Annotated in this window: 17 protein-coding genes and 1 tRNA gene; 12 read left to right on the forward strand and 6 right to left on the reverse strand. The window is 71.8% G+C overall.

Translation table 11 applies throughout. The annotated features are described in order from the left end of the window. Positions 1–109 precede the first annotated feature (109 nt). Positions 110–195: transfer RNA gene (locus GVV04_RS15660), tRNA-Leu, on the reverse strand. A gap of 206 nt (positions 196–401) precedes the next feature. On the opposite strand from GVV04_RS15660, the gene GVV04_RS15665 reads away from it, so the two are divergent. The 7 genes from GVV04_RS15665 (at position 402) to pknB (ending at position 9,411) form a co-directional block, all read left to right on the forward strand. Then, positions 402–1,205, forward strand: a complete 804-nt coding sequence (locus tag GVV04_RS15665; protein WP_161688773.1) for an FhaA domain-containing protein — start codon at positions 402–404, stop codon at positions 1,203–1,205. Between the two features lie 6 nt (positions 1,206–1,211). Continuing rightward, the gene (locus GVV04_RS15670) at positions 1,212–1,700 is read left to right on the forward strand and encodes an FHA domain-containing protein FhaB/FipA (RefSeq protein WP_161688774.1); all 489 of its coding nucleotides are present in this window, start codon (positions 1,212–1,214) and stop codon (positions 1,698–1,700) included. Then, positions 1,697–3,121 (forward strand): PP2C family serine/threonine-protein phosphatase, encoded by a 1,425-nt coding sequence (locus GVV04_RS15675; protein WP_161688775.1) that lies wholly within the window; start codon positions 1,697–1,699, stop codon positions 3,119–3,121. The genes GVV04_RS15670 and GVV04_RS15675 overlap by 4 nt, the downstream gene beginning before the upstream one ends. A gap of 93 nt (positions 3,122–3,214) precedes the next feature. Continuing rightward, positions 3,215–4,642: an FtsW/RodA/SpoVE family cell cycle protein gene (locus tag GVV04_RS15680; RefSeq protein ID WP_201753663.1), complete on the forward strand. Its 1,428-nt coding sequence runs from the start codon at positions 3,215–3,217 to the stop codon at positions 4,640–4,642. Further along, complete coding sequence (locus GVV04_RS15685) at positions 4,639–6,144, forward strand: peptidoglycan D,D-transpeptidase FtsI family protein (RefSeq protein WP_161688777.1); 1,506 nt, start codon at positions 4,639–4,641, stop codon at positions 6,142–6,144. Before GVV04_RS15680 ends, GVV04_RS15685 begins: the two co-directional genes overlap by 4 nt. A 1-nt stretch (position 6,145) precedes the next feature. Continuing rightward, complete coding sequence (locus GVV04_RS15690; protein ID WP_161688778.1) at positions 6,146–7,603, forward strand: serine/threonine-protein kinase; 1,458 nt, start codon at positions 6,146–6,148, stop codon at positions 7,601–7,603. Continuing rightward, positions 7,600–9,411, forward strand: a complete 1,812-nt coding sequence (pknB, locus tag GVV04_RS15695) for a Stk1 family PASTA domain-containing Ser/Thr kinase (protein WP_161688779.1) — start codon at positions 7,600–7,602, stop codon at positions 9,409–9,411. Before GVV04_RS15690 ends, pknB begins: the two co-directional genes overlap by 4 nt. 108 nt (positions 9,412–9,519) lie before the next feature. Here pknB and GVV04_RS15700 read toward each other — a convergent pair whose 3' ends face one another. From GVV04_RS15700 to GVV04_RS15715, 4 genes are read right to left on the reverse strand one after another with little or no spacing between them, the layout of a single operon-like run. After that, a complete protein-coding gene (locus tag GVV04_RS15700; protein ID WP_161688780.1) occupies positions 9,520–10,170 on the reverse strand; it encodes an aminodeoxychorismate/anthranilate synthase component II in 651 nt (216 codons plus the stop codon). A gap of 4 nt (positions 10,171–10,174) precedes the next feature. Beyond that, the gene (locus tag GVV04_RS15705) at positions 10,175–10,453 is read right to left on the reverse strand and encodes a hypothetical protein (RefSeq protein WP_161689406.1); all 279 of its coding nucleotides are present in this window, start codon (positions 10,451–10,453) and stop codon (positions 10,175–10,177) included. A gap of 2 nt (positions 10,454–10,455) precedes the next feature. Then, entirely contained in the window at positions 10,456–11,874 is a 1,419-nt protein-coding gene (locus tag GVV04_RS33140) for a class E sortase (RefSeq protein ID WP_328822412.1), read from the reverse strand. Then, positions 11,871–12,677 (reverse strand): DUF881 domain-containing protein, encoded by an 807-nt coding sequence (locus GVV04_RS15715; protein ID WP_161688781.1) that lies wholly within the window; start codon positions 12,675–12,677, stop codon positions 11,871–11,873. The genes GVV04_RS33140 and GVV04_RS15715 overlap by 4 nt, the downstream gene beginning before the upstream one ends. A gap of 229 nt (positions 12,678–12,906) precedes the next feature. Between GVV04_RS15715 and GVV04_RS15720 the strand changes: the two genes are divergently transcribed. The 5 genes from GVV04_RS15720 (at position 12,907) to GVV04_RS15740 (ending at position 19,308) form a co-directional block, all read left to right on the forward strand. Next, a complete protein-coding gene (locus GVV04_RS15720; RefSeq protein ID WP_161688782.1) occupies positions 12,907–13,170 on the forward strand; it encodes a cell division protein CrgA in 264 nt (87 codons plus the stop codon). A gap of 309 nt (positions 13,171–13,479) precedes the next feature. Next, positions 13,480–15,675, forward strand: a complete 2,196-nt coding sequence (locus GVV04_RS15725) for a (Fe-S)-binding protein (protein WP_161688783.1) — start codon at positions 13,480–13,482, stop codon at positions 15,673–15,675. 131 nt (positions 15,676–15,806) lie between these two features. Further along, a complete protein-coding gene (locus GVV04_RS15730; protein WP_161689408.1) occupies positions 15,807–17,117 on the forward strand; it encodes a hemolysin family protein in 1,311 nt (436 codons plus the stop codon). Continuing rightward, a complete protein-coding gene (locus GVV04_RS15735) occupies positions 17,110–18,111 on the forward strand; it encodes a hemolysin family protein (RefSeq protein ID WP_161688784.1) in 1,002 nt (333 codons plus the stop codon). The genes GVV04_RS15730 and GVV04_RS15735 overlap by 8 nt, the downstream gene beginning before the upstream one ends. Before the next feature lie 177 nt (positions 18,112–18,288). Beyond that, positions 18,289–19,308, forward strand: coding sequence for a C40 family peptidase (locus GVV04_RS15740; RefSeq protein WP_328822413.1), 1,020 nt, complete (start codon positions 18,289–18,291; stop codon positions 19,306–19,308). Positions 19,309–19,382: 74 nt separating this feature from the next. Here the strand turns inward: GVV04_RS15740 and GVV04_RS33965 are convergent, their stop codons facing one another. Continuing rightward, complete coding sequence (locus GVV04_RS33965) at positions 19,383–21,374, reverse strand: N-acetylmuramoyl-L-alanine amidase (protein ID WP_161688786.1); 1,992 nt, start codon at positions 21,372–21,374, stop codon at positions 19,383–19,385. Positions 21,375–21,531: the final 157 nt, after the last annotated feature.

Here is a 21,531-nt window from a genome sequence, read left to right on the forward strand (position 1 = left end):
TAGGAGGCAGGGAAACGATCGGAGCATAGCGTGACGTCTGGCACCGGCCGGACGCGACGCAGGCCCCCGAATGACTCAAGGGCCCCGCATCGCTGCGGAGCCCTTGATCTGGTGGGGAAGGGGGGAGTTGAACCCCCACGTCCTTTCGGACACACGGACCTGAACCGTGCGCGTCTGCCATTCCGCCACTTCCCCGTGGCTGACCAGAGAAACTGTAGCCTGCTCCGGTTTCGCCGCTGTCAGCGGCCCGGCACATCCTACGGTCTTTCCGACCCTGGCCACGACCGGTTACCGTTCGTGGCGGACGAAACTGTAGCACGAGGGCACCGGCCCGTCCGAGCGGGCCGGCAGCGGGCGGCCGAGCGGCGTGTGAGCTGCACGCGCGCCGGCCGGATACCATCATGTCCTCGGGACCCGAGGAGGAGCCGGTGAGCGTGCTGCAACGCTTTGAGAAGCGTTTGGAAGGCCTGGTCGAAGGAGCCTTCGCCAAGGTCTTCAAAGGGGTGGTCCACCCTGTGGAGATCCTGAACGCCATGCAGCGGGAGGCCGAGGCGCACAAGGCGATCCTGGCCGGTGGGCGAACGCTGGTGCCCAACCGCTACGTGATCGATCTCTCGCCCTACGACCACAGCCGTCTGGCGCCGTACGCCGCCGCGCTGGCCCAGGAGCTGGCCCAGTCGCAGGCGGAGTTCATCGGCGAGCAGGCCTGGACGGTCTACGGCGACGTGATCGTCGAGATCGAGCGCGGCGAGGGCCTCGACACCGGGATGTTCCGGGTCACCGCCGAGGTCTACACCGGCGGCGACGTCGCCCCGGTCTCCGCGCCCGGCTACGACCAGGGCGGCTACGACCAGGGCCCGCCCGCATACCCGGCGTACGACCAGGGTGGCGGCTACGGTCCCCCGCCCGGGCACGGCGGCGGGCGCAACGTCCGGCTGGTCTCCGGCGACGGCCGCACCTACCCGCTCCAGATGGGCTCGACGGTGATCGGCCGCGGCGACCAGGCCAACCTGCGCCTGCCGGACGTCGGCATCTCCCGGCGACACGCCCGGCTGGACTTCGACGGCGGTCAGGTCGTGCTGACCGATCTCGGGTCGACCAACGGCACCATGGTCAACGGCCAGCGGGTCTCCGCCGTCGCCCTCAACCCAGGCGACATGATCCAGCTCGGCACCACCACCCTGACCTTCCGCGTGGACGGCTGATCCGCCTTGCCGGAACTCGTCATCACCGTCGCCCGGTTCGGGTTCCTCATCCTGTTGTGGATCTTCGTGTTCACGGTGGTCGGCGTCATCCGCCGGGACCTGTTCGCGGGTGCCCGTTCGGGTCGGCTGGTGGCCGCGCCACGCGCGGTGGGGGCCTCGACCGGGCAGCCGCTGGCCAAGCCGGCGAAGGTGAAACGGGGCAGGGCCGCACACCAGATGGTGGTGACCGCCGGCCAGCTCGCCGGCACCCGGATCACCCTGGGCGAATCGCAGATCACCATTGGTCGGGCCGAGGATTCGACCCTGGTCATCACCGACGACTACGCCTCCGCGCGACACGCCCGACTCGTGCCGCGTGACGGGCAATGGTTCGTCGAGGACCTCGGATCGACTAACGGCACGTACCTGGATCGCGCTAAGGTCACCGGACCAACCCCCGTCCCCCTCGGCGTGCCGATCCGTATCGGCCGCACCTCTCTCGAATTACGGCCATGACTCTGACCCTGCGCTATGCGGCCCACAGCGACCGCGGTCTGATCCGAGACGGTAACCAGGACTCCGTCTACGCCGGACCGCGGCTTCTCGCCGTCGCCGACGGCATGGGCGGCATGGCCGCCGGTGACGTCGCCAGCAACATCGTCATCGGTGCCATGGAGCCGCTCGACCAGGACGTCCCCGGTGACGCCCTGGTCGACGCGTTGCGCTCGGCCGTGGGCACCGCCAACCAGCAGCTCCGCGACACAGTGGACGCCAACCCGCAGCTGGAGGGGATGGGGACCACGCTGACCGCGACCCTGTTCTCCGGCACCAAGCTGGGCATGGTCCACATCGGTGACTCGCGGGCCTACCTTTTGCGCAACGGCGAGTTCGCGCAGATCACCAAGGACGACACGTACGTCCAGATGCTCGTCGACGAGGGCCGGATCAGCGCCGAGGAGGCGAGCAGCCACCCCCAGCGTTCGCTGCTCACCCGGGCGCTCGACGGCCGCGACATCGACCCGGAGTACAGCGTCCGGCAGGTGCTGCCCGGCGACCGCTACCTGATCTGCAGCGACGGCCTTTCCGGCGTCGTCAGCGCGGAGACGATCGACGACACCCTGCGTGAGTACACCGACCCGCAGCAGTGCGTCGAGCGGCTGGTGCAGCTCGCGCTGCGCGGCGGCGGCCCGGACAACATCACGGTGATCATCGCCGACGCCACCGCCCATGACATCGTCGAGGCGAGCCCGATCGTCGGTGGCGCCGCCGCCCGCGACCGGGGCATGGCCACCTCCGCCGACGTCTCCACGCCCGCCGCGCGGGCCTCGGCGCTGTCCGCGCCCCGGCCGCCCGCCCCCGAGGAGCCGGTCGAGGAGGACGACGACCGCCCGAAGCGTCGCCCGCTACGGACCACCGCGATGCTCGTGGGCCTCGTGGTCATCCTCGGCGGCGTGCTCTTCGCCAGTTGGAGCTACACCCAGCGGCAGTACTACGTCGGCGCCACCGAGCAGGGCCAGGTGGCCGTGTTCCGGGGCGTCCAGGGGCAGGTCGCCGGCCTGGACCTCTCGGCCGTGCACTCCACCAGCCCCGCCCGGTTGGACGACCTCACCCTGGCGGCGCAGGAGCAGGTCAAGCAGGGCATCCCGGCCAAGAACGAGCCGGACGCCGAACGCCGGCTGGCCGAGCTGACCAGCGACGACCCGGCCAACCCGAACCTCAAGCCGATTTGCCCGGCCAATCCGACTGCGACGCCGGATCCGGCCAACTCGGCTGCGGCGAGCCCCACCCCCGCGGTCACCCCCAAGGCGAGCCGCACCCCGGTCGCCAGCGGCGAACCCGCCGCCACCCTGACGTCCTCGCCCACCACCACACCCGACACGCTGCCCTCTGACACGGCCACGCCGGCGGACCCCGCCGGCTGCCGGTCGCCCGAGTGAGCGTCGGCTGAGAAAGTCCGAGGACCATCCGTGACCGCAGCGGCCGTACCGGCAGCCTCGCCCGCCACGACGGGCGAGCAGTCCGGCGTACGCATGGCCAGGTCGCGGCGCAACGCCGAACTGTCCCTGTTGCTGTTGGCCCTGGTGATCGTGGCCGCGTACGGCGCGACGGTGGAGGCGACCGTGCTCGACACGGTCACCCCGGACTTCTGGGTCCCGACCGCCGTGCTGGCGGCCGTCTTCCTCGCCCTGCACGTGGTCATCCGGTTCCTCGCGCCGTTCGCGGACCCGGCCCTGTTGCCGGCGGTGGCCCTGCTCAACGGGATCGGGGTGGGCTTCCTACGCAGGCTCGACCTGGCCAAGGCCGCCCCCGGGGAGCGGGAGTCGCTGGCGATCTTCGCCGGCAACGGCGGCCGCCAGTTCGCCTGGACGCTCGCCTCGGTGTTCCTGGCCGCCGTCCTGCTCGCGCTGATGCGTGACCACCGGTCGATCTCGCGGTACGCGTACACCCTGGGTCTCGCCGGCATCGTGCTGGTGATGATCCCGGCGGTGCTGCCGGCGCGGTACTCCGAGATCTACGGCGCGAAGCTGTGGATCCGCGTCGGCGGCTTCAGCATCCAGCCCGGTGAGTTCGCCAAGCTGGCGCTGCTCGTCTTCTTCGCCTACTACCTGGTGCGCAAGCGCGAGGTGCTGTCGCTGGCCAGTCACCGGGTGCTCGGCATCGACTTCCCGCGTGGGCGGGACCTCGGCCCGGTGCTCGCGGTGTGGGTGCTGAGCGTGCTGGTGCTCGTCTTCGAGAAGGACCTGGGCACCTCGCTGCTCTACTTCGGCATGTTCGTGGTGACCCTCTACATCGCCACCGAACGGGTGAGCTGGCTGCTCATCGGCCTGATCCTGTTCTTCGGCGGGGCCTATCTGGCGTACGTGCTGGGTGGCGTGATCGGCGGGCCGTTCGAGAACTTCCACCTGCGCGCCGAGATCTGGCTGGACCCGTTCGCCGACCCGTACGAGGACGGCTACCAACTGGTGCAGGGCCTGCTGGCGCTCGGCAGCGGCGGCCTGTTCGGCGCCGGGCCGGGCGGCGGGCAGCCGCTGGAGATCCCCGAGGTGCAGAACGACTTCATCTTCGCCGGCATCGGCGAGGAGATCGGCCTGTTCGGGCTCTCCGCGCTGCTGGTGGTGTACCTGCTGATCGTGGAGCGGGGGCTGCGGGCCGCGCTGGCGGTGCGGGACTCGTTCGGCAAACTGCTCGCTGGTGGCCTGGCCTTCACCCTCGGCCTCCAGGTGTTCGTGATCGTGGGCGGGATCAGCAAGCTGATCCCGCTGACGGGTCAGACCACCCCGTTCCTTTCCGCCGGTGGCTCGTCGCTGATGGCGAACTGGCTGCTCATCGCGGTGCTGCTGCGGGTCTCCGACGGCGCACGCCGTCCGCTGGCCGGGGCCGGCGGCTCCACGGCCCGACCCGGGGGCGGCCCGCCCGAGCAGCTGCACGGTGCCCCCACGGAGGTGATCCGGCCGTGAACGCACCCCTGCGCCGCGTTGGCGTCGTCGCGATGGTCCTGTTCGGTCTGCTCTTCGCGAACCTGAACTGGATCCAGGCCTACAAGGCGGACGAGTACCGCGGCAGCGACTACAACGGCCGGGTCCAGGTGGCCGAGTACGAGCGCAAGCGCGGCAACATCGAGGCCGGCGGCACCGCCCTGGCCACCAGCAAGGAGACCGGCGGCAAGCTGCGGTTCCTGCGGACCTACCCCGGCGGGGAGAAGTACGCGCACGTCCTCGGCTACAAGCCGGTCACCCTCGGCGACACCGGCATCGAGCGGGTGGAGAACGACTTCCTCGCCGGCACCAGCGACGCGCTGATCGGCAACCGGATCAAGGACATGTTCACCGGCGACGAGACCGGCGGCGGCAACGTCCTGCTCACCCTCTCCAAGCGGGCCCAGGACGCGGCGTACAACGGGCTGGCCGACAACAAGGTCGGGGCGAAGAAGGGCGCGGCGATCGCGATCGACCCGCGTACCGGTGCGGTGCAGGCGCTTGTCTCCATGCCCAGCTTCAACCCGAACCCGCTGGTCAGCCATGACAGCAACGAGGCGACGGCGGCGTACAACAAGCTGGACAACGCCCCGGACGGCCCGCTGAAGAACCGGGCGCTGTCGGAGGTGCTGCCCCCGGGGTCCACCTTCAAGATCGTGGTGGCCGCCGCCGCCCTGGAGAACGGCGTCGGCAAGAACACCGAGATCCCGGCCGGCTCCAGCTGGACCCCGCCGACCTCGGGCACCCCGATCCGCAACGCCGCGCCGTCGATCTGCCCCGAGGAGCAGGTCACCCTCCTCGACGCGGTCACCGAGTCCTGCAACACCGGATTCGCCCAGCTCGGCGTCAAGCTCGGGGCCGACAAGGTGAAGGAGAAGGCCCGCCAGTTCGGCTTCGAGCAGGACGACCTCACGGTCGGCCAGCTCGGCGAGGGCGGGCTGCCGACGGCGGCCAGCCGCACCGGAACGATAGAGGCCCCCGACGGCACCACCGACCCGGCCGCGCTGGCGCAGTCCTCCATCGGGCAGCGCGACGTGAGGATGACCCCGCTCCAGGGGGCGCTGATCGCCGGGTCGGTGGCCAACGGCGGCAGCCAGATGCGGCCGTACCTGGTCCGGCAGTTGCTGGCGCCCGACCGCACCACCAGCTACTACACCGCCAAGCCGCGGGAGCTGCGCCAGCCGGTCAGCGGCCCCGTCGCGTCGGACCTGCGAGACATGATGGTCAGCGTGGTGGAGAACGGCAGCGGCCGCAACGCGAAGATCGACGGCTACCGGGTCGGCGGCAAGACGGGCACCGCCCAGTCCGGCCCGCAGACTCCCGACCACGGCTGGTTCATCGGCTTCGCGTTCGACAAGAACGGCAATCCGGTCTCCGCGGTCTGCGTGATGCTGGAGGAGGCGGGGGCCGGCGGCAGCGGCGAGGCGGCTCGGATCGCCGGCAAGATCATGCAGGCGGCGATCGCCGACCCCGGGGGCCGCTGACATGCTCAGCCCCGGCGTCCAGCTCGGCAACCGCTACCGCCTCGACGAGCGGATCGCCAGCGGCGGAATGGGCGACGTGTGGCGCGGCACCGACCAGGTGCTGGGCCGGACGGTCGCGGTGAAGAGCCTCCTCCCGGCGTTGCTGGACGAGCCGGGCTTCGCCGAGCGGTTCCGCGGCGAGGCGCGCACCATGGCCACCATCAACCACCCCGGCGTGGTCGACGTCTACGACTTCGGCAGCGACCAGCACATCGCCTTCCTGGTGATGGAGTACATCGAGGGCGACGCCCTGTCCTCCACGCTCGGCCGGGTCGGCCGGCTCACCCCGGCCCGCACCATGGCCCTGCTCGCCCAGGCCGCCGACGCGCTGCACGCGGCGCACTGCAAGGGCATCGTGCACCGCGACGTGAAGCCGGGCAACCTGCTCGTCCGGCCGAACGGGACGCTGGTGCTGACCGACTTCGGCATCGCCCGCTCCGAGCTGGTCGGTCAGCTCACCGCAGCCGGCTCGGTGCTCGGTACCGCCTCGTACATCTCCCCCGAGCAGGCCACCGGCGCGGTCGCCACGCCCGCCTCCGACGTGTATGCCCTCGGCGTGGTCGCATACCAGTGCCTCGCCGGACGGCGGCCGTTCGAGGGGGACAATCCGCTCGAAATCGCCATGAGGCACGTCCGGGACGCCCCCCGGCCGCTGCCCGGCGACATCCCGCCGTCGGTGCGGGCGATCGTCGAACGGGCGATGGCCAAGGATCCGACGGCCCGCTGGCCCAGCGCCGCCGCCCTGGCCGGGGTGGCCCGGCAGGCGAAGCTCGCGCTCGGCCAGAAGTCCCGCACCGCCGGGCACCTTGGCCAGATCTCCGCCGCGCCGGCGTCTCCGGCGGCCCCGCAGGCCCGCGCCCAGGTGCCGCCCGCCACCCGCCAGCCGCCCCGCCCGCCAGCGGTGGCCCAGCGGCCGGTCCCGACGTCCGCGCCGCCGCAGCCCCGGCCGCCGGCCGCCGTGTCCCGGCCGCCGGTCGTGCACCAGCCGCGCCCGCCGGTCACCCACCAGCAGGCGCAGCCCCCGGCTGCCGTCTCCCGCCCGCCGGTCGCCACCCCGCCGGCCTACCCGCGTGGCGCCGCGCCCGTGCCCCCGGCCCCGGTCCGGCAGGCCGGCCCGATCGGGTACGTGCCGCAGCCCGGTCACCCGTCGGTCCCGCCGCAACGGTCCAGTTCGGGGGTGGTCCTGCTGGTCGTCGCGCTGGCCGTGCTGGTCCTGCTCTGCTCGGGCGTGATTTCCTACAACTTTTCGAAGAGTTCGGCGGCCGGTGATCCCGGCGTCCTCGGCACCCGGGTCTCGACCTCCGGCGCGCTGGTGGCCGGCGAAGGCGACGAATCCTTCCGGACGCCGTACCGTCGGGTGGAACGGCTCCTGCCGGGTGGCGGCGAGACGACGACGAGCGAAGGACGACAGACGCGATGACAGCGCAGGCCCGCCTGCTCGGTGGCAGGTACCAGGTCGGCGAGCTGCTCGGCTACGGCGGCATGGCCGAGGTGCACCACGGCCGTGACCTCCGGCTCGGTCGGGACGTCGCGATCAAGATGCTCCGGGCCGACCTGGCCCGGGACGACACGTTCCAGATGCGGTTCCGTCGGGAGGCGCAGAACGCCGCCTCGCTCAACCACCCGGCGATCGTCGCCGTCTACGACACCGGCGAGGAGACCGGGCCGACCGGCGAGACGCTGCCGTTCATCGTGATGGAGTTCGTCAACGGGCGGACCCTCAAGGAGCTCCTCGGCGTCGAGGGGCGCCTCCAGCCACGCCGGGCGCTGGAGATCTGCGCCGACATGTGCGCCGCGCTGGAGTTCAGCCACCGGCACGGCATCATCCACCGGGACATCAAGCCCGGCAACGTGATGCTCACCCAGACCGGCCAGGTCAAGGTGATGGACTTCGGCATCGCCCGGGCCCTGGCCTCCGGCGTCACCACGATGACCCAGACCAGCGCGGTCATCGGCACGGCGCAGTATCTCTCCCCGGAGCAGGCGCGCGGCGAGGCCGTCGACGCCAGATCCGACGTGTACGCGGCCGGCTGCGTGCTCTTCGAGCTGGTCTGCGGCCACCCGCCGTTCGTCGGGGACAGCCCGGTCAGCGTGGCGTACCAGCACGTCCGGGAGGCCCCGCCGACCCCCAGCGACATCAACCCGGACGTCACCCCCGCGATCGACGCGATCGTGCTGAAGGCGCTGTCGAAGAACCCGCTCAACCGGTACCAGAGCGCCGGCGAGATGCGGGCCGACCTGCTCCGGGCGGCGGCCGGCCGGCCGGTGCTGGCCACCCCCGTGATGCAGGAGGCCGAGACCGCTCCGATGGCGGCCGCCGGGTCGGGGTACCCGACCCAGGTCGTCGGCGGCGCGGCCACCCAGCAGCAGCCGCCGGCCCGGGTCGGTGACCCCCGGCAGCGCAGGGCCTCCTCCTGGGTGATCGCCACCTTTGCCGCGCTCGGCGTGCTCGCCGTGATCGCCCTGGTCGCCGGCATCCTGCTGAACCGCAGCCCCGAGAAGATCGGCACCCCTGAGGTGGCGGGCCAGACGAGGGACGTCGCGGTGGCCGCGATAGAGGGAGCCGGTCTGGTCCCCACCGTCGGCGATCCGGTCTTCGACAGCACCTGCAAGAAGGACACGGTCGTCAACCAGAAGCCGTCGGCGGGCACCGAGCTGGAGAAGGGTCAGGGGGTCACCATCCAGCTCTGCGGCGGCAAGCCGGAGGTGACGATCCCGCCCGCCCTGGTCGGCTCCCCGTTCAAGAACGTCGAGGAGCAGCTCGATGGGCTGAAGCTCGTGGTGATCAAAAAGGAAATCGACAACGCCGCCCCCAAGGGGAACGTCACGGAGGTCTCCCCGCCCTCCGGCACCTCGGTCGCCGAGGGGACGAAGGTGACGGTGACGGTCTCCAAGGGCAACATCCGTGAGGTGCCGAACGTCGTCGGCTCCTCGAAGGAGGACGCGAAGCGGGAGTTGGAGCGGGCGGGCTACCGGGTGAGGATCGTCGACGGCGACGAGGTGCCGGCCGACCAGGCCGGCAAGGTCTCCGGCCAGAACCCCCGTGGCGGCGCGCCTCTGGAGCAGGGCAAGCAGGTGACCATCGAGGTCGACATCCCCGAGCCCAGTCCGGAGCCCACCGATCCGACCGGGACACCGCCCCCCAACAGCCCGACCCCGCCGGTGGGCGGCGGCGGCGGCGGTGGGCAGCCGTTCCCGACCCCGCCGGTCCGCCTCCCCGAGCAGTGATCCCCGAACCCGGCCCCTCCGAGGGGCCGGGTTCGTCGTTTCCGGCCTCGGGGCGGCGCGACCGCGACCGGTCGACCTTCGAGGCGGCGCCAACGCGACCGGCCGACGTCAGGCGGCGGCGAACGCGGAGCGGCGGCGGGCGTCGACCTCGGCGGCCAGCTCCGGCGCCCGCTCCAGCGCCTCGGGGTGGCCGCACGTCGCCAGCCAGTTGGCCAGCATCAGGTGGCCGCCCTCGGTGAGCACCGACTCCGGGTGGAACTGGACGCCCTCGATCGGCAGCGTCCGGTGCCGCATCGCCATCACTACGCCGGAGCCCGTCCAGCCGGTGACCTCAAGCTCGTCTGGCAGCGTCTCGGGCAGCACGGTGAGCGAGTGGTAGCGGGTGGCGGTGAACGGGTCCGGCAGCCCGGCCAGCACCCCCACCGAGTGGTGTCGCACCTCGGACGTCTTGCCGTGCAGCAGCTCGGGGGCGCGGGCCACGGTCGCCCCGAACGCCTCGCCGATCGCCTGGTGACCCAGGCAGACGCCGAAGATCGGCAGCTCGCCCGCGTACCGGCGGATGACGTCGAGGCAGATGCCGGCCCGGTCCGGGCTGCCCGGCCCCGGGGAGAGCAGGACGCCGGCCGCGCCGATGCGGCCCACCTCCTCGACGTCGATCTCGTCGTTGCGCCGCACGTCGCAGTCCACGCCGAGTTGGCCGAGGTACTGCACGAGGTTGAAGACGAACGAGTCGTAGTTGTCGATCACCAGGACGCGCATCGACTCACCTGTTCGGGGTGGGGGGCGGGGTGTTGTTCTGATCGGTGTTGTACGGCAGGTCGTGCGCGTCGCCGGCCGGGGCGCTCCCGTCCACGCCCGGCTGCTCGCCGCCCGGTTCGCCGGAGTCCTGCGTGACCTGCACATCGTCGAAGGGGAGCAGCGGCTCCGCCCACGGGAAGACCACGTACCACAACAGGGCGACCGTCGCGGTGGCGAGCAGCAGCGAACCGGCCAGCTTGCCGGGCAGCCCCAGCGGCAGTTTGCGCCAGATCCAGCCGTACATCATCAGGCCCCCAGCTCCGCCGGCCGGCCGGCCGATTTGGCCTCGGTGCGGTCGAGTTCGGCGTGAATGATCAGGCGCTGGTAGTTGTCGAACTTCGGGTTGCAGGTGGTGAGGCTGAGCAGCTTCTTCGTCGGCTTCGCGTCCGGTTCCATCGGCACCGGGGCGACGACCTCGACCTGGTTCGGCTTGACGATCCGGGTCTTGTAGACCTTGTAGACGTACCAGGCGGTCTTGCCCTCGACCACGATGGCGTCGCCGCTGCCCAGCTCGTCCAGCCGCCAGAACGTGGCCCGGTTGCGGTGCCCGGCGACGGCGAAGTTGCCCACCTCGCCCGGCATGGCACTATCCGGGTAGTGGCCGGGGGCGTACCGGATGTCCCCCTGGGTGACGCCCTCGACCACCACCCAGTTCTTGTCCAGCTTCGGGATGTAGAGCCCGGCGAGGGGCTTGCCGTGTATCGGTGGCTTCGGCTTCGCGGTGGCGGTGGCGGTGGGGGCCACGGTCGGGTCGCCGGTCGCACCCCAGGCCTGGGCGAGCTGGCGGTCGAGGTCGTTCTGGTGGGCGTCGACGATGGCCGACTTGCCCCACACCTCGTACCCGGCGAAGAGGAGCACCACCAGGCCGAAGGTGATCAGCACCTCGCCGCTGACCCGCACCCCGGTGCGCAGCCGGGTCCAGATGGACGGCCGGGTCAGCTCGGAGTAGACGCTCCGGTAGCCCTCGCCGGTCTGCTCGGCCCGGAGCTGGACCACCCGTTCGCCACGGCGCGGTCGGGGCGGCTCGGCCGGCTCGGCGTCGGACCCGGCCGGGCCGTCGCCATCCGCTGTGCGGGGCACGGCACCCATCAGCGCGGTCGAGTCCAGGGCCGGGCCGGTGGCCGGTGGCCGGCCGGGCGGCACGGCCGGGAGGAAGGCGGTGGGGGCCTCGGCGGCGGACGTCGGTCGGCTCGTGGGCCCGTACTCGGGACGATCCCCGGCGGGCCGCCCGTACGGCTCTGGCGCGGCCTGGTCGGCGGGCCGCCCGCGCGGCGGGGGGCCCGGGCCGTCGGCGGACCGGGGGCCGGGTCCGCGCCCGGGCGCGTAATACGGGTCGGGCTGTCGCCCCGGACCGGGCCGCTGGGGCGCACCCGTCGGGGGCCTGCCCGTGAACTCGGGGGCACGGGCCGGGGGGCGGTTCGCGGCGGGGCCGGGCCAGGCGGGCGGCGTGTCCGCCGGTTTCGGCCGGGTGCCGGGTGCCGTCGGATCGCCGCCCCGGGGGGCCTTCGAGCGGGGCGGCAGCACCGGGTCGGGCCAGGCGTCGGCCTGGCCGGGTCGCTCCGACGGGCTCGGGCCGGGGCGGTCGACCGGGGGGAGGAAGTCGGTTGCTTCCTCGTCCCGGCCGGGGTGTCGGCCGTCCCAGCGGTCGTCGGGCGCCCGGCTCACCTGGGCACCTTGGCCGCGCGCAGGGCTGTCGAGTCCTCGAAGGCCGGCACGGTGACCGTCGAGACCGTCTCCCGGTACCCGAGGTGGAAGTCGTTGACCACGCCCTTGAACACCCGGACTCCCTCGGATGCGGCGAGGGCCTGCTGGAGGGCAGCGGGATCGCCGATTGCCACGATCTTGAACGGTGGGGAGTACACCCGGCCGTGCAGCAGCAGGGTGTTACCCACGCAGCGTACCGCGCTGGTGGCGAGCACGCGGACATTCATGATTGACATGGCCTCCGCGCCGCCGGCCCACAACGCGTTCACCACGGCCTGGACGTCCTGCTGGTGGACGACCAGGTCGTCGTTGCTGGCACCCTCGGGCAGCCCCTGATCCGGGCGTCGCGGCGCGTCGTCCAGCTCCACGACGACGCCGGTCCCGCTCAGCGCGGTGAACCCGGCGGCCTGGCGGCTGGCGGCGGCGCGGTCCCGCTGATCCCTGGTCGGGCCGTCGGAGTCGGCGAGGGCGGCGGTCTCGTCCTCGACCTCGCCGCGTAGCCGGGCGGCCCGCAGCTCGCTCGTCGCGACCTGCTCCCTGCGTTCCTCGATGAGCTGCGTGAGCTCAGGGCGGCGGTCCTCGCGCAGGGCTGTGCCCCCGGCGGTCGTCGCGGTGGTGGTGAAGAGCAGCCCGGCCGCGGCGGCGATCAGCGGCACCCCGATCGACCAGCCCGGTCGACGCTGGCGTGGGCGTCGGGGCAGGAGGGCGATGGCCGCCCGCCGGAGGACCTTCCGCCAGGAGGCGGCGCCGGATGTGTACTCCACCGACCGTTCCTTCCGCGTCGTCTGATGTCAGCCCGCCACGCCGTGGACCGCGCGAGGACCCGAACAGTCCCGCCCTTTTCGGTCACTCCGCGCATCGGCCTGACCCCATTCATGGCCTGAACGGGCCTTCGGGACTACGCTAGCTGTCGAAACATTATTGGCCATGGACCGTCGCCCCCGTGCCCGGTTGTCAGGCCGGACGAGGTCGTCACCCCCTCTGGAGAGCGTCGTGCCCAAGTCTCAGGTCCGCAAGAAGAAGGTGTACACCCCGCCGACGGACGTGCGTCCGACGGCGACGGCGGCGACGCGCAAGCCTAGCCCGGTCTGGCTGCCGATCACGGCGGTTGCGCTGATCGTCGCCGGCATCGGCTGGCTGGTGATCTACTACCTCTCCGAGCAGGAGTACCCGGTCATGTCGTGGGGTTACTGGAACCTCGCGGTGGGCTTCGGCGCGATGGTCGGATCCCTGGTGCTGCTCTCCCGCTGGCGCTGACCGCGCCGGGCGTCGGCCCGGCGCGTCGTTTTCGGTGGTGGACACGATCCACGTCACCTCGCGGGCCCGTGCCCGGCGCTTCGGCGCCGGGCACCCTATGGTGTCCGCAGGGCGGGGCGGCCCCGGGCTGCGAGATGACTCACGTTACTGCTCGTTAACCTTGCGCGTAGGCTGCACTGCATGACCGAGCGGAGCGAGGTCATCGACCGGTCCGGTCGGTGCGCGGGGGCGGCGGAACGCCGGTCACGCACCTGATCCGACCCCGGTCGCCGAGCCGCTCGACAGGCAGCAGACCGGGAGGCCAACTCGATGGGCAGCGTCCAGATCGTCACCACGATCCTCGCGGCCGCCATCACCGCCGTGGCGGTGTGGCTTGCGGTGCGCGCTGTCATGAAGATGGTGGCAGTGATCCGGTTGGGGCAGCCCGATCCGGAGCGGTTCACCGACAGGGCCACCCGCACGAAGACGATGCTGGCGGAGACCGTCGGCCACACGCGGATGCTCCGGTGGAGCGTGGTGGGCGCCGCGCACTGGTTCGTGATGGTCGGCTTCATCGTGCTGTCGCTGCTGGTGCTGGAGGCGTACTTCGAGGTCGTCTCTCCGACCGGAGGCCTGCCGCTGATCGGTGGCCTGGCGGTCTACGGCCTGGTCACCGAGCTGATCGCGGTGCTCGGCGTGGTCGGCATCCTGGTGCTGATCGCGATCCGGGTCCGCAACCGGCCCACCCGGCCGGGTGGGCGGTCCCGGTTCACCGGCTCGACCATGTGGCAGGGCTACTTCGTCGAGGCCGTGGTCCTCGCGGTGCTGATCATGGGCTTCGTCATCCGGGGCTTCAAGGTTGCCACCGACCACTTCGAGTATCCGGTCTGGGCCACCCCGGTCAGCCACGCCGTCGGCTCGCTGCTGCCCGACTGGGAGGCCGGCGTCAGCATCGCCGCCGTCATCAAGATCGCCATCTCGATGACCTGGCTGATCGTCATCGCGCTCAACGTGACCATGGGCGTCGCCTGGCACCGCTTCCTGGCGTTCTTCAACATCTTCTTCAAGCGCAACCCGGGTGAGGCCGGCTCCGGGCTCGGCGCGCTGCGGCCGATGATGAGCGAGGGCAAGCCGCTCGACTTCGAGGAGGCCGACCCCGAGTCCGACCAGTTCGGCGTCGCCCAGGTCGAGCAGTTCACCTGGAAGGGCCTGCTCGACTTCAGCACCTGCACCGAGTGCGGCCGGTGCCAGTCGCAGTGCCCGGCCTGGAACACCGGCAAGCCGCTGTCGCCGAAGCTGCTGGTGCTGAGCCTGCGCGACCACGCGTACGCGAAGGCGCCGTACCTGCTGGCCGGCGGCGGCAAGGACCTGACCGGCGAGGAGAAGGCCACCGCCGCGCAGCTCGCCCACATGGACGTGCTGGCGCTCGCCGAGGCGGAGAAGCCGCTGATCGGCGGGGCTGAGGACGGCGGCGTCATCGACCCGGACGTGCTCTGGTCCTGCACCACCTGCGGGGCGTGCGTCGAGCAGTGCCCGGTCGACATCGAGCACATCGACCACATCGTCGACATGCGGCGTTACCAGGTGCTGATCGAGTCGAGCTTCCCGTCGGAGGCCGGCGTGATGCTGCGCAACCTGGAGAACAAGGGCAACCCGTGGGGCGCGCCGCAGAACACCCGGGAGGACTGGACCAAGGGCCTCGGCTTCGAGGTGCCCCGGGTCGGCGAGGTCGAGGACTTCGAGTACCTCTTCTGGGTCGGCTGCGCGGGCGCGTTCGAGGACCGGGCCAAGAAGACCACCCGGGCGGTCGCCACGCTGCTCAACGAGGCCGGCGTCAACTTCGCCATCCTCGGCGAGGGCGAGACCTGCACCGGCGACCCGGCCCGCCGGATCGGCAACGAGTTCGTCTTCCAGATGCTCGCCCAGCAGAACGTGGAGACCTTGAACGAGGCCTTCGAGGGCCGGGAGAAGAGCAAGCGCAAGATCGTCGCCACCTGCCCGCACTGCTTCAACACCCTGGGCAACGAGTACGGGCAGCTCGGCGGCGAGTTCGAGGTGGTGCACCACACCCAGCTCCTGGCCCACCTGGTCAGCACCGGCAAGCTCACCCCGGTCCAGCCCGTCGACGGCGGAGTCACCTACCACGACCCCTGCTACCTGGGCCGGCACAACCGGGTCTTCGCCCCACCGCGCGAGGTTCTCGACAGCTCCATCGCCGGCGAGGTCACCGAGATGCCACGCAACAGCGAGCGTTCCTTCTGCTGCGGCGCCGGAGGGGCCCGGATGTGGATGGAAGAGAAGATCGGCAAGCGGATCAACGTGGACCGGGTCGAGGAGGCCATGGCCACCGGGGCGAAGACCATCGCGGTCGGCTGCCCGTTCTGCTCGACGATGCTGAACGACGGCGTGAACGGCAAGGGCGCCGGCGAGCAGGTCGAGGTCGTCGACGTCGCCAGCGTGCTGCTCCGCTCGGTCAAGCCGGCGGACGCCGCCGGCGCGAAGGAGACCGCGCCGGCCGGTAGCTGACGGCGGCCCCGGGCGACGACGGGCGACGACGGGCCGGCGGCGACTGCGCGTGGTCGTGTGTGACGCGGCCGGTCGTGGAACAATCGCGCCGAGGTGAACCGATCATCGACAGTCCTCTCGTTACCACGGTGTTGCCCCTGGTCGGCTTCGTGCTGCTGACAGCGGGCAACGCATTCTTCGTCGCGGCCGAGTTCGCCCTGGTCACTGTGGACCGGCCGGAGCTCGACCGGCGGGTCGCGGCCGGGGACAGCGGGGCGGCCACCGTCCGTCACGCGCTGCACGAACTCTCCTTCCAGCTCTCCGGGGCGCAGCTCGGCATCACCATCACCGCCCTGCTCACCGGGTACCTGGCCGAGCCGGCGCTGGCCCGCCTGTTCACCCCGCTGCTGCACCCGTTGGGGGCGTCCGCCGACCGGTTCACCCCGTTCCTCGCCCTCGCCCTGGCGACCCTGCTCTCCATGCTCTTCGGCGAGCTGGTGCCGAAGAACCTGGCGCTGGCCCGGCCGATGCCCACCGCGCTGGCCACGGCCGCGGGGATGCGCGGCTTCTCCCGGACGTTCGGGTGGCTGATCAGAGGGCTGAACAACTCGGCGAACACGCTGGTGCGACGCCTCGGGGTGGAGCCGCAGGAGGAACTGGCCAGCGCCCGGTCCCCGGAGGAACTGGGCCTGCTCGCGGTGATCTCGGCCCAGGCCGGTGCGCTCCCCCGGGACACCGCGATGCTGCTGCGGCGCACCATCCGCTTCGGCGACAAGCGGGCCGCCGAGGCGATGACCCCCCGGGTGGACGTGATCGCGCTGCGCGCCACGGCCAGTGTGGCCGAGCTGCTCACCCTCGCCCAGCAGACCGGCCGGACCCGGTTTCCGGTCTTCGAGGAGACCCTCGACCTGGTCACCGGCGTCGCGGCGGTGCCGGACGCGCTGGGTGTCCCGCTCGCCCGCCGGGCCGGCACCAGCGTCGCCTCGGTGGCCCGGGAGCCGGTGTACGTGCCGGAGAGCCTCGACCTCGACGGCGTCCTCGCGGCGCTGAAGGTGGCCGGCTCGGACCTGGCGATCGTGGTCGACGAGTACGGCGGCACCGACGGCGTGGTGACCATGGAGGACCTGGTGGAGGAGCTGGTCGGGGAGATCGCCGACGAGTTCGACCCGGCCGCGGTCGACGACGGCGGGCCGGTCGAGCTGACCGTGCCGGGCGGCGAGCGGACCGCCCTGGTCGACGGCGTGCTGCGCGAGGACGAGCTGGCCGAGCAGACCGGCTTCCGGCTGCCCGAGGGCCCGTACGAGACCCTCGCCGGCTTTCTGATGGCCAGGCTCGGGCACATCCCGGTGGCCGGGGAGACGGTCGAGGAGAACGGGTACGAGTTCACCGTGGTCGAGGTGGAGCGGCACCGCATCGAGCAGGTGCGGGTGGTCCGGCCGGAGGAGCCCGGCGACGATGCTTGAACTGTCGGTGACCGTGCTGCTGCTGCTCGGCAACGCCTTCTTCGTCGGCAGCGAGTTCGCGCTCATCGCGTCCCGGCGGACCGTGATCGAGCCGCTCGCGGCGACGTCGAAGCGGGCCCGGTGGGCGCTGTCGGCGATGAACCAGATTCCGCTGATGATCGCCGGGGCGCAGCTCGGCATCACGGTCTGCTCGCTGGGCCTCGGCGCGATCGCCGAACCGGCGCTGGCGCACCTGCTGGAGACGCCGTTCCACGCGCTGGGGCTGCCGGCCGGGGCGGTGCACCCGGTGGCCTTCCTGATCGCTCTCGGCGTGGTGGTCTTCCTGCACACCGTCGTCGGCGAGATGGTGCCGAAGAACATCACCCTAGCCGGGCCGGAGCCTGCGGCGCTCTGGCTGGGGCCGGCGATGCTCGCGTTCTGCACGGCGACCAAGCCGCTGCTGCTGGCCATGAAGTGGGCGGCGCGGCGGGTGCTGGGGCTGTGGCGGGTCGAGGCGACGGACTCGGTCAAGACGGTCTTCACCGCCGAGGAACTGGCCGGGCTGGTGGCTCAGGCCCGCACGGAGGGGCTGCTCGACGCGGAGGAGCACGCCCGGATCACCGGCGCGCTCGCCCTGCACACCCGTACCGCGGCGGACGCCCTGCAACCCTGGTCGACGGTGACCACGGTGGCCGAGGACGTCTCGCCGGCCTCCCTGGAGGTGCTGGCCACCCGCACGGGCCGGTCCCGGTTCCCGGTGGTGCAGCGGTCCACCCGCAAGGTGCTCGGCTTCGTGCACGTCAAGGACGTCCTCGGGTACGCCGGGGCGGACCGCCGCGCGCCGGTGCCCGCCGAGGTGTACCACCCGCTGGCCGTGGTCCCGCCGGACCGCACGCTGGCCGACCTGCTGCTGGCGATGCGCCGCGAGCGGCGGCACATGGTCCTGGTCAGCGACGGCCGCCTGCCGCTGGGCGTGGTGACCCTCGACGACGTATTGACGGCAATCGTCGGCTGAGTCACCCCTTGGCGGGCCGTACCCGTTGTGTGCGAACGGTTGTCGGTGCGTGACCGTAGGCGACCCACCTTGATTACCCGAGTGGGCCTCGCCTAATGTGGGGCGCTGACCGCTGTGGGTCGTCTGCCTCGATCTTCCCTCTCGCGAGGCGCCCGGCGGTCGGTTGCGAAGGAGTCGGTGCCGGTGGCAACCATGCCCCCTCATCGCCATGCCCTGGGCCGGTCAACTGCTCGTCCGGGTGGTGCCCGCCGGTTCGTACGACGCCTGCTCACCCTGGTCGCGGCGGTCGCCGTGGGCGCCGGAACCCTGGCCGCGCCCGCGTACGCCGAGCCCTCGGTCGACGAGATCGAGGCGCAGATCGACAAGAAGTGGGAGCAGCTCGAACCCACCATCGAGCAGTACAACAAGGTGCGCGCCCAGCTCAAGGTGAACAAGCAGAAGTCGGCGGAGCTGGAGAAGAAGATCGAGCCGCTCGCGCTCGAGACCGAGCTGGCGATGAACCGGGTCGGTGACCTCGCCGCCCGCTACTACATCTCCGGCCCGTCCCAGGATCTCGGCGCGCTGCTGGTCAGCACCAAGCCGGGGACGCTCGCCGAGCAGCTCACCATGCTGGACCGGCTGGCCTCGGAGGAGCGCCGTCAGTTGCAGGGCGTGCTCGCCGTCCGGGCCAAGTACGACGGCCAGAAGCTGAAGCTGGACACGTTGATTGTCGGCCAGGAGAAGCAGACCAAGGAACTGGCGGCCAAGAAGACGCAGATCAACACCGAGATCAAGCAGTTGCAGGCGTCCATGCCGAAGACCGTGGTGCCCGCCGGCGGCGGTTGTCCCACGATCCAGGGCGTGGTCAGCGCGGCCGCCCGGACCGCGATCAAGACCGCCTGCGCCCAGGTCGGCGACCCGTACGTCTGGGGGGCCACCGGCCCGAACTCGTTCGACTGCTCCGGCCTGACCCAGTACGCGTACAAGGCGGCCGGGATCTCGCTGACCCACTTCACCGGCGCACAGTGGAAAGAGGGCCGGGCCATCCCGCGCTCGGAGGCCCGACCGGGTGACCTGGTGTTCTTCTTCAGCGACCTGCACCATGTCGGCCTCTACCTCGGCAACGACAAGATGGTGCACGCGCCCCGGGCCGGTAAGCCGGTCAACGTGAGCAGCATCAACACCATGCCGGTCGCCGGCTTCCGCCGCCCCGGCTGACGCCGCGCATCTCAGCACCGTCCACGACGAAGGCCCCCGGGTGACCGGGGGCCTTCGTCGTGCCGGGGAAACCGTCAGCGGGGCGCGCCCAGCGGGGACGGCACCAGGTTCACGTCGGCGCGGTCGACGTACATGATCCGGTGACCGAACTGGATCTGCACGTACTTCTTCTCGCCCCGGATCACCGTCCAGTCACCGGGAGCGGAGCCGTCGAACGTGCTGGCCTGGTAGTACTCGCCGGGCAGCACGGTGCCGACGGCGTACCGCTGGCCGGCGGAGAGGGTGTACTGCAACGGCGAGATCGGCTGGTACGGAACGCCGGCCGGGTAGGCCGCCTCCTCCGGGTAGGCCCGCCCGTACACCGGGATCGTCGCCTTCCCGGCCTTCGGGGTGGCCACCAGGCCGATGGTCCAGGCCGCCGTGGGTGCGGAGGACGGGTTGTGGAACCACGCCTTCTGCCCGAGGTACCAGATCGCCGTCCAGTCACCCTCACGGCCGGCCAGGGCGTACGTCTGCCCGGTCGACGCGCGGGCGCCGTGGTCGGAGACGGCCATCGTGGCCGGCGAGCCGTCGGGGCGCAGGGCGACGTCGTTGACCAGCGGAGCGTCGGCGCGCGGCGCGCTGCGCAGCACCACAGCCGAGGAGCCGCGCGAGGGGCACGGCACGCCCGCCGTCACGCAGCCGGTGAACGCCGGCCGGTTGGTGGCGAAGTTGGGGTCGATCCGCACCATGCCGGTGAGCGGGGTGCCGGTGTTGAGCTCCGGCGCGCGCAGCAGGTCGAAGTAGTGCGACCAGTCCCAGTACGGCCCCGGGTCCCAGTGCATCCCCCGCACGGTCGAGGCGACGGTGCCGGGCACGTTGTCGTGGCCGATGATGTGCTGCCGGTCCAGCGGGACGCCGTGCCGCAGCGCGAGGTACCGGACCAGCTTCGACGAGGTGCGGTACATCGCCTCGGTGTACCAGGTGCCCTGGGCGGCGAAGCCCTCGTGCTCCAGCCCGATCGACTTCGAGTTGACGTACCAGTTGCCGGCGTGCCAGGCCACGTCCTTGGTCTTCACGTGCTGGGCGATGTGCCCGTCCACCGACCGCAGGGTGTAGTGCCAGCTCACGTAGGTCGGGTCCTGGACCATGTTGATCGTGCCCGCGTAGCTGCCCTCGGTGTCGTGGATGACGATGTACTCGACCTTCTGCCGCTTCGGCCGGTCGGACAGGTCGTGGTTGCCGTAGTTGCCGGGGTCGGCACCGAGCGACTGGTAAGGCGCGGGGATCCACTCGCAGGAGATGCTCGTCGGGCACTCCAGGCCGTCGGCACGCTGCGGCAGGCGCAGGCCGAGCCGGTCCAGCCAGGACTTCTGCGGGGTCACCGCGCGGGCGGCGAGGGTCACCCGCTGCCCGTCGTCGGTCACCCGGCTCTCGCCGCCGGCGATGGTGCCGTAGACCTCGTCGGCGAAGGCCGCCGCCGCGTCGGCGCCGTCCGCGCCGGCGTACCGGGCGACCGCGCCGTACCAGGCCGCCGGGTCGGTGCCGGCTCCGACCGGTGCGCCGATCTGCCGCTGGTACGACGCGAGCAGCGCCGCCCCGCCCCGGATGTTCGTCGGCGCGTCGGCGCGCAGGGCGGCCTCGTTGGCCCCGGTGAGGGTGGCAGCGGTGTCCAGGGTCTGCATCGACTCGGCGGCCGGGGCCTTGTCGGCCGCCGGTTGGGCGGCGGCGGGGGCCGGGCGGGAGTCGTCCCCGCGCGGGTCCTCGTCGCCGGAGTCGTGGTGGGTGCCGGTGGGCAGGCTGGTCACGTATTCGGCGTCGGTGAGGTGCATCGGCCCGTATCCCCCGCTGGTGCTGGGGGTGCCGGCGTTGGTGTCCCACCGGGACTGGAGGTAGGAGACGCCGAGCAGGACGCTCTCCGGCACGCCGTACTCGGCGGCGGCGTCAGCGTACTGCTGCTGGCGGGTGGGGGTCTGACCGGCCGCGGCCGGTGAGGCGGTGGTGCCGAGGGGCACGAGGGCCGTGGTGGTGGCCACGGCAGCAGCGAGCAGGATCCGTCTGCTCGACGACACGACGGAACGGGGCATCGAACCTCCTGAGGGGGCGTCGGATGAGGTCACCTTTCCGCCGCCGCCCTCCCGCGTCAATAGCTTTCCACCAGGTGCCGCGATGTGAAGAAAACTTCCGCCCGCCGCGCTGTGGCTTGTCATGGCCCGGCGGGTTGCGGATCGATAACGGGCGTCT

The organism is Micromonospora rubida (assembly GCF_009908295.1).
GTDB lineage: Bacteria > Actinomycetota > Actinomycetes > Mycobacteriales > Micromonosporaceae > Micromonospora > Micromonospora rubida.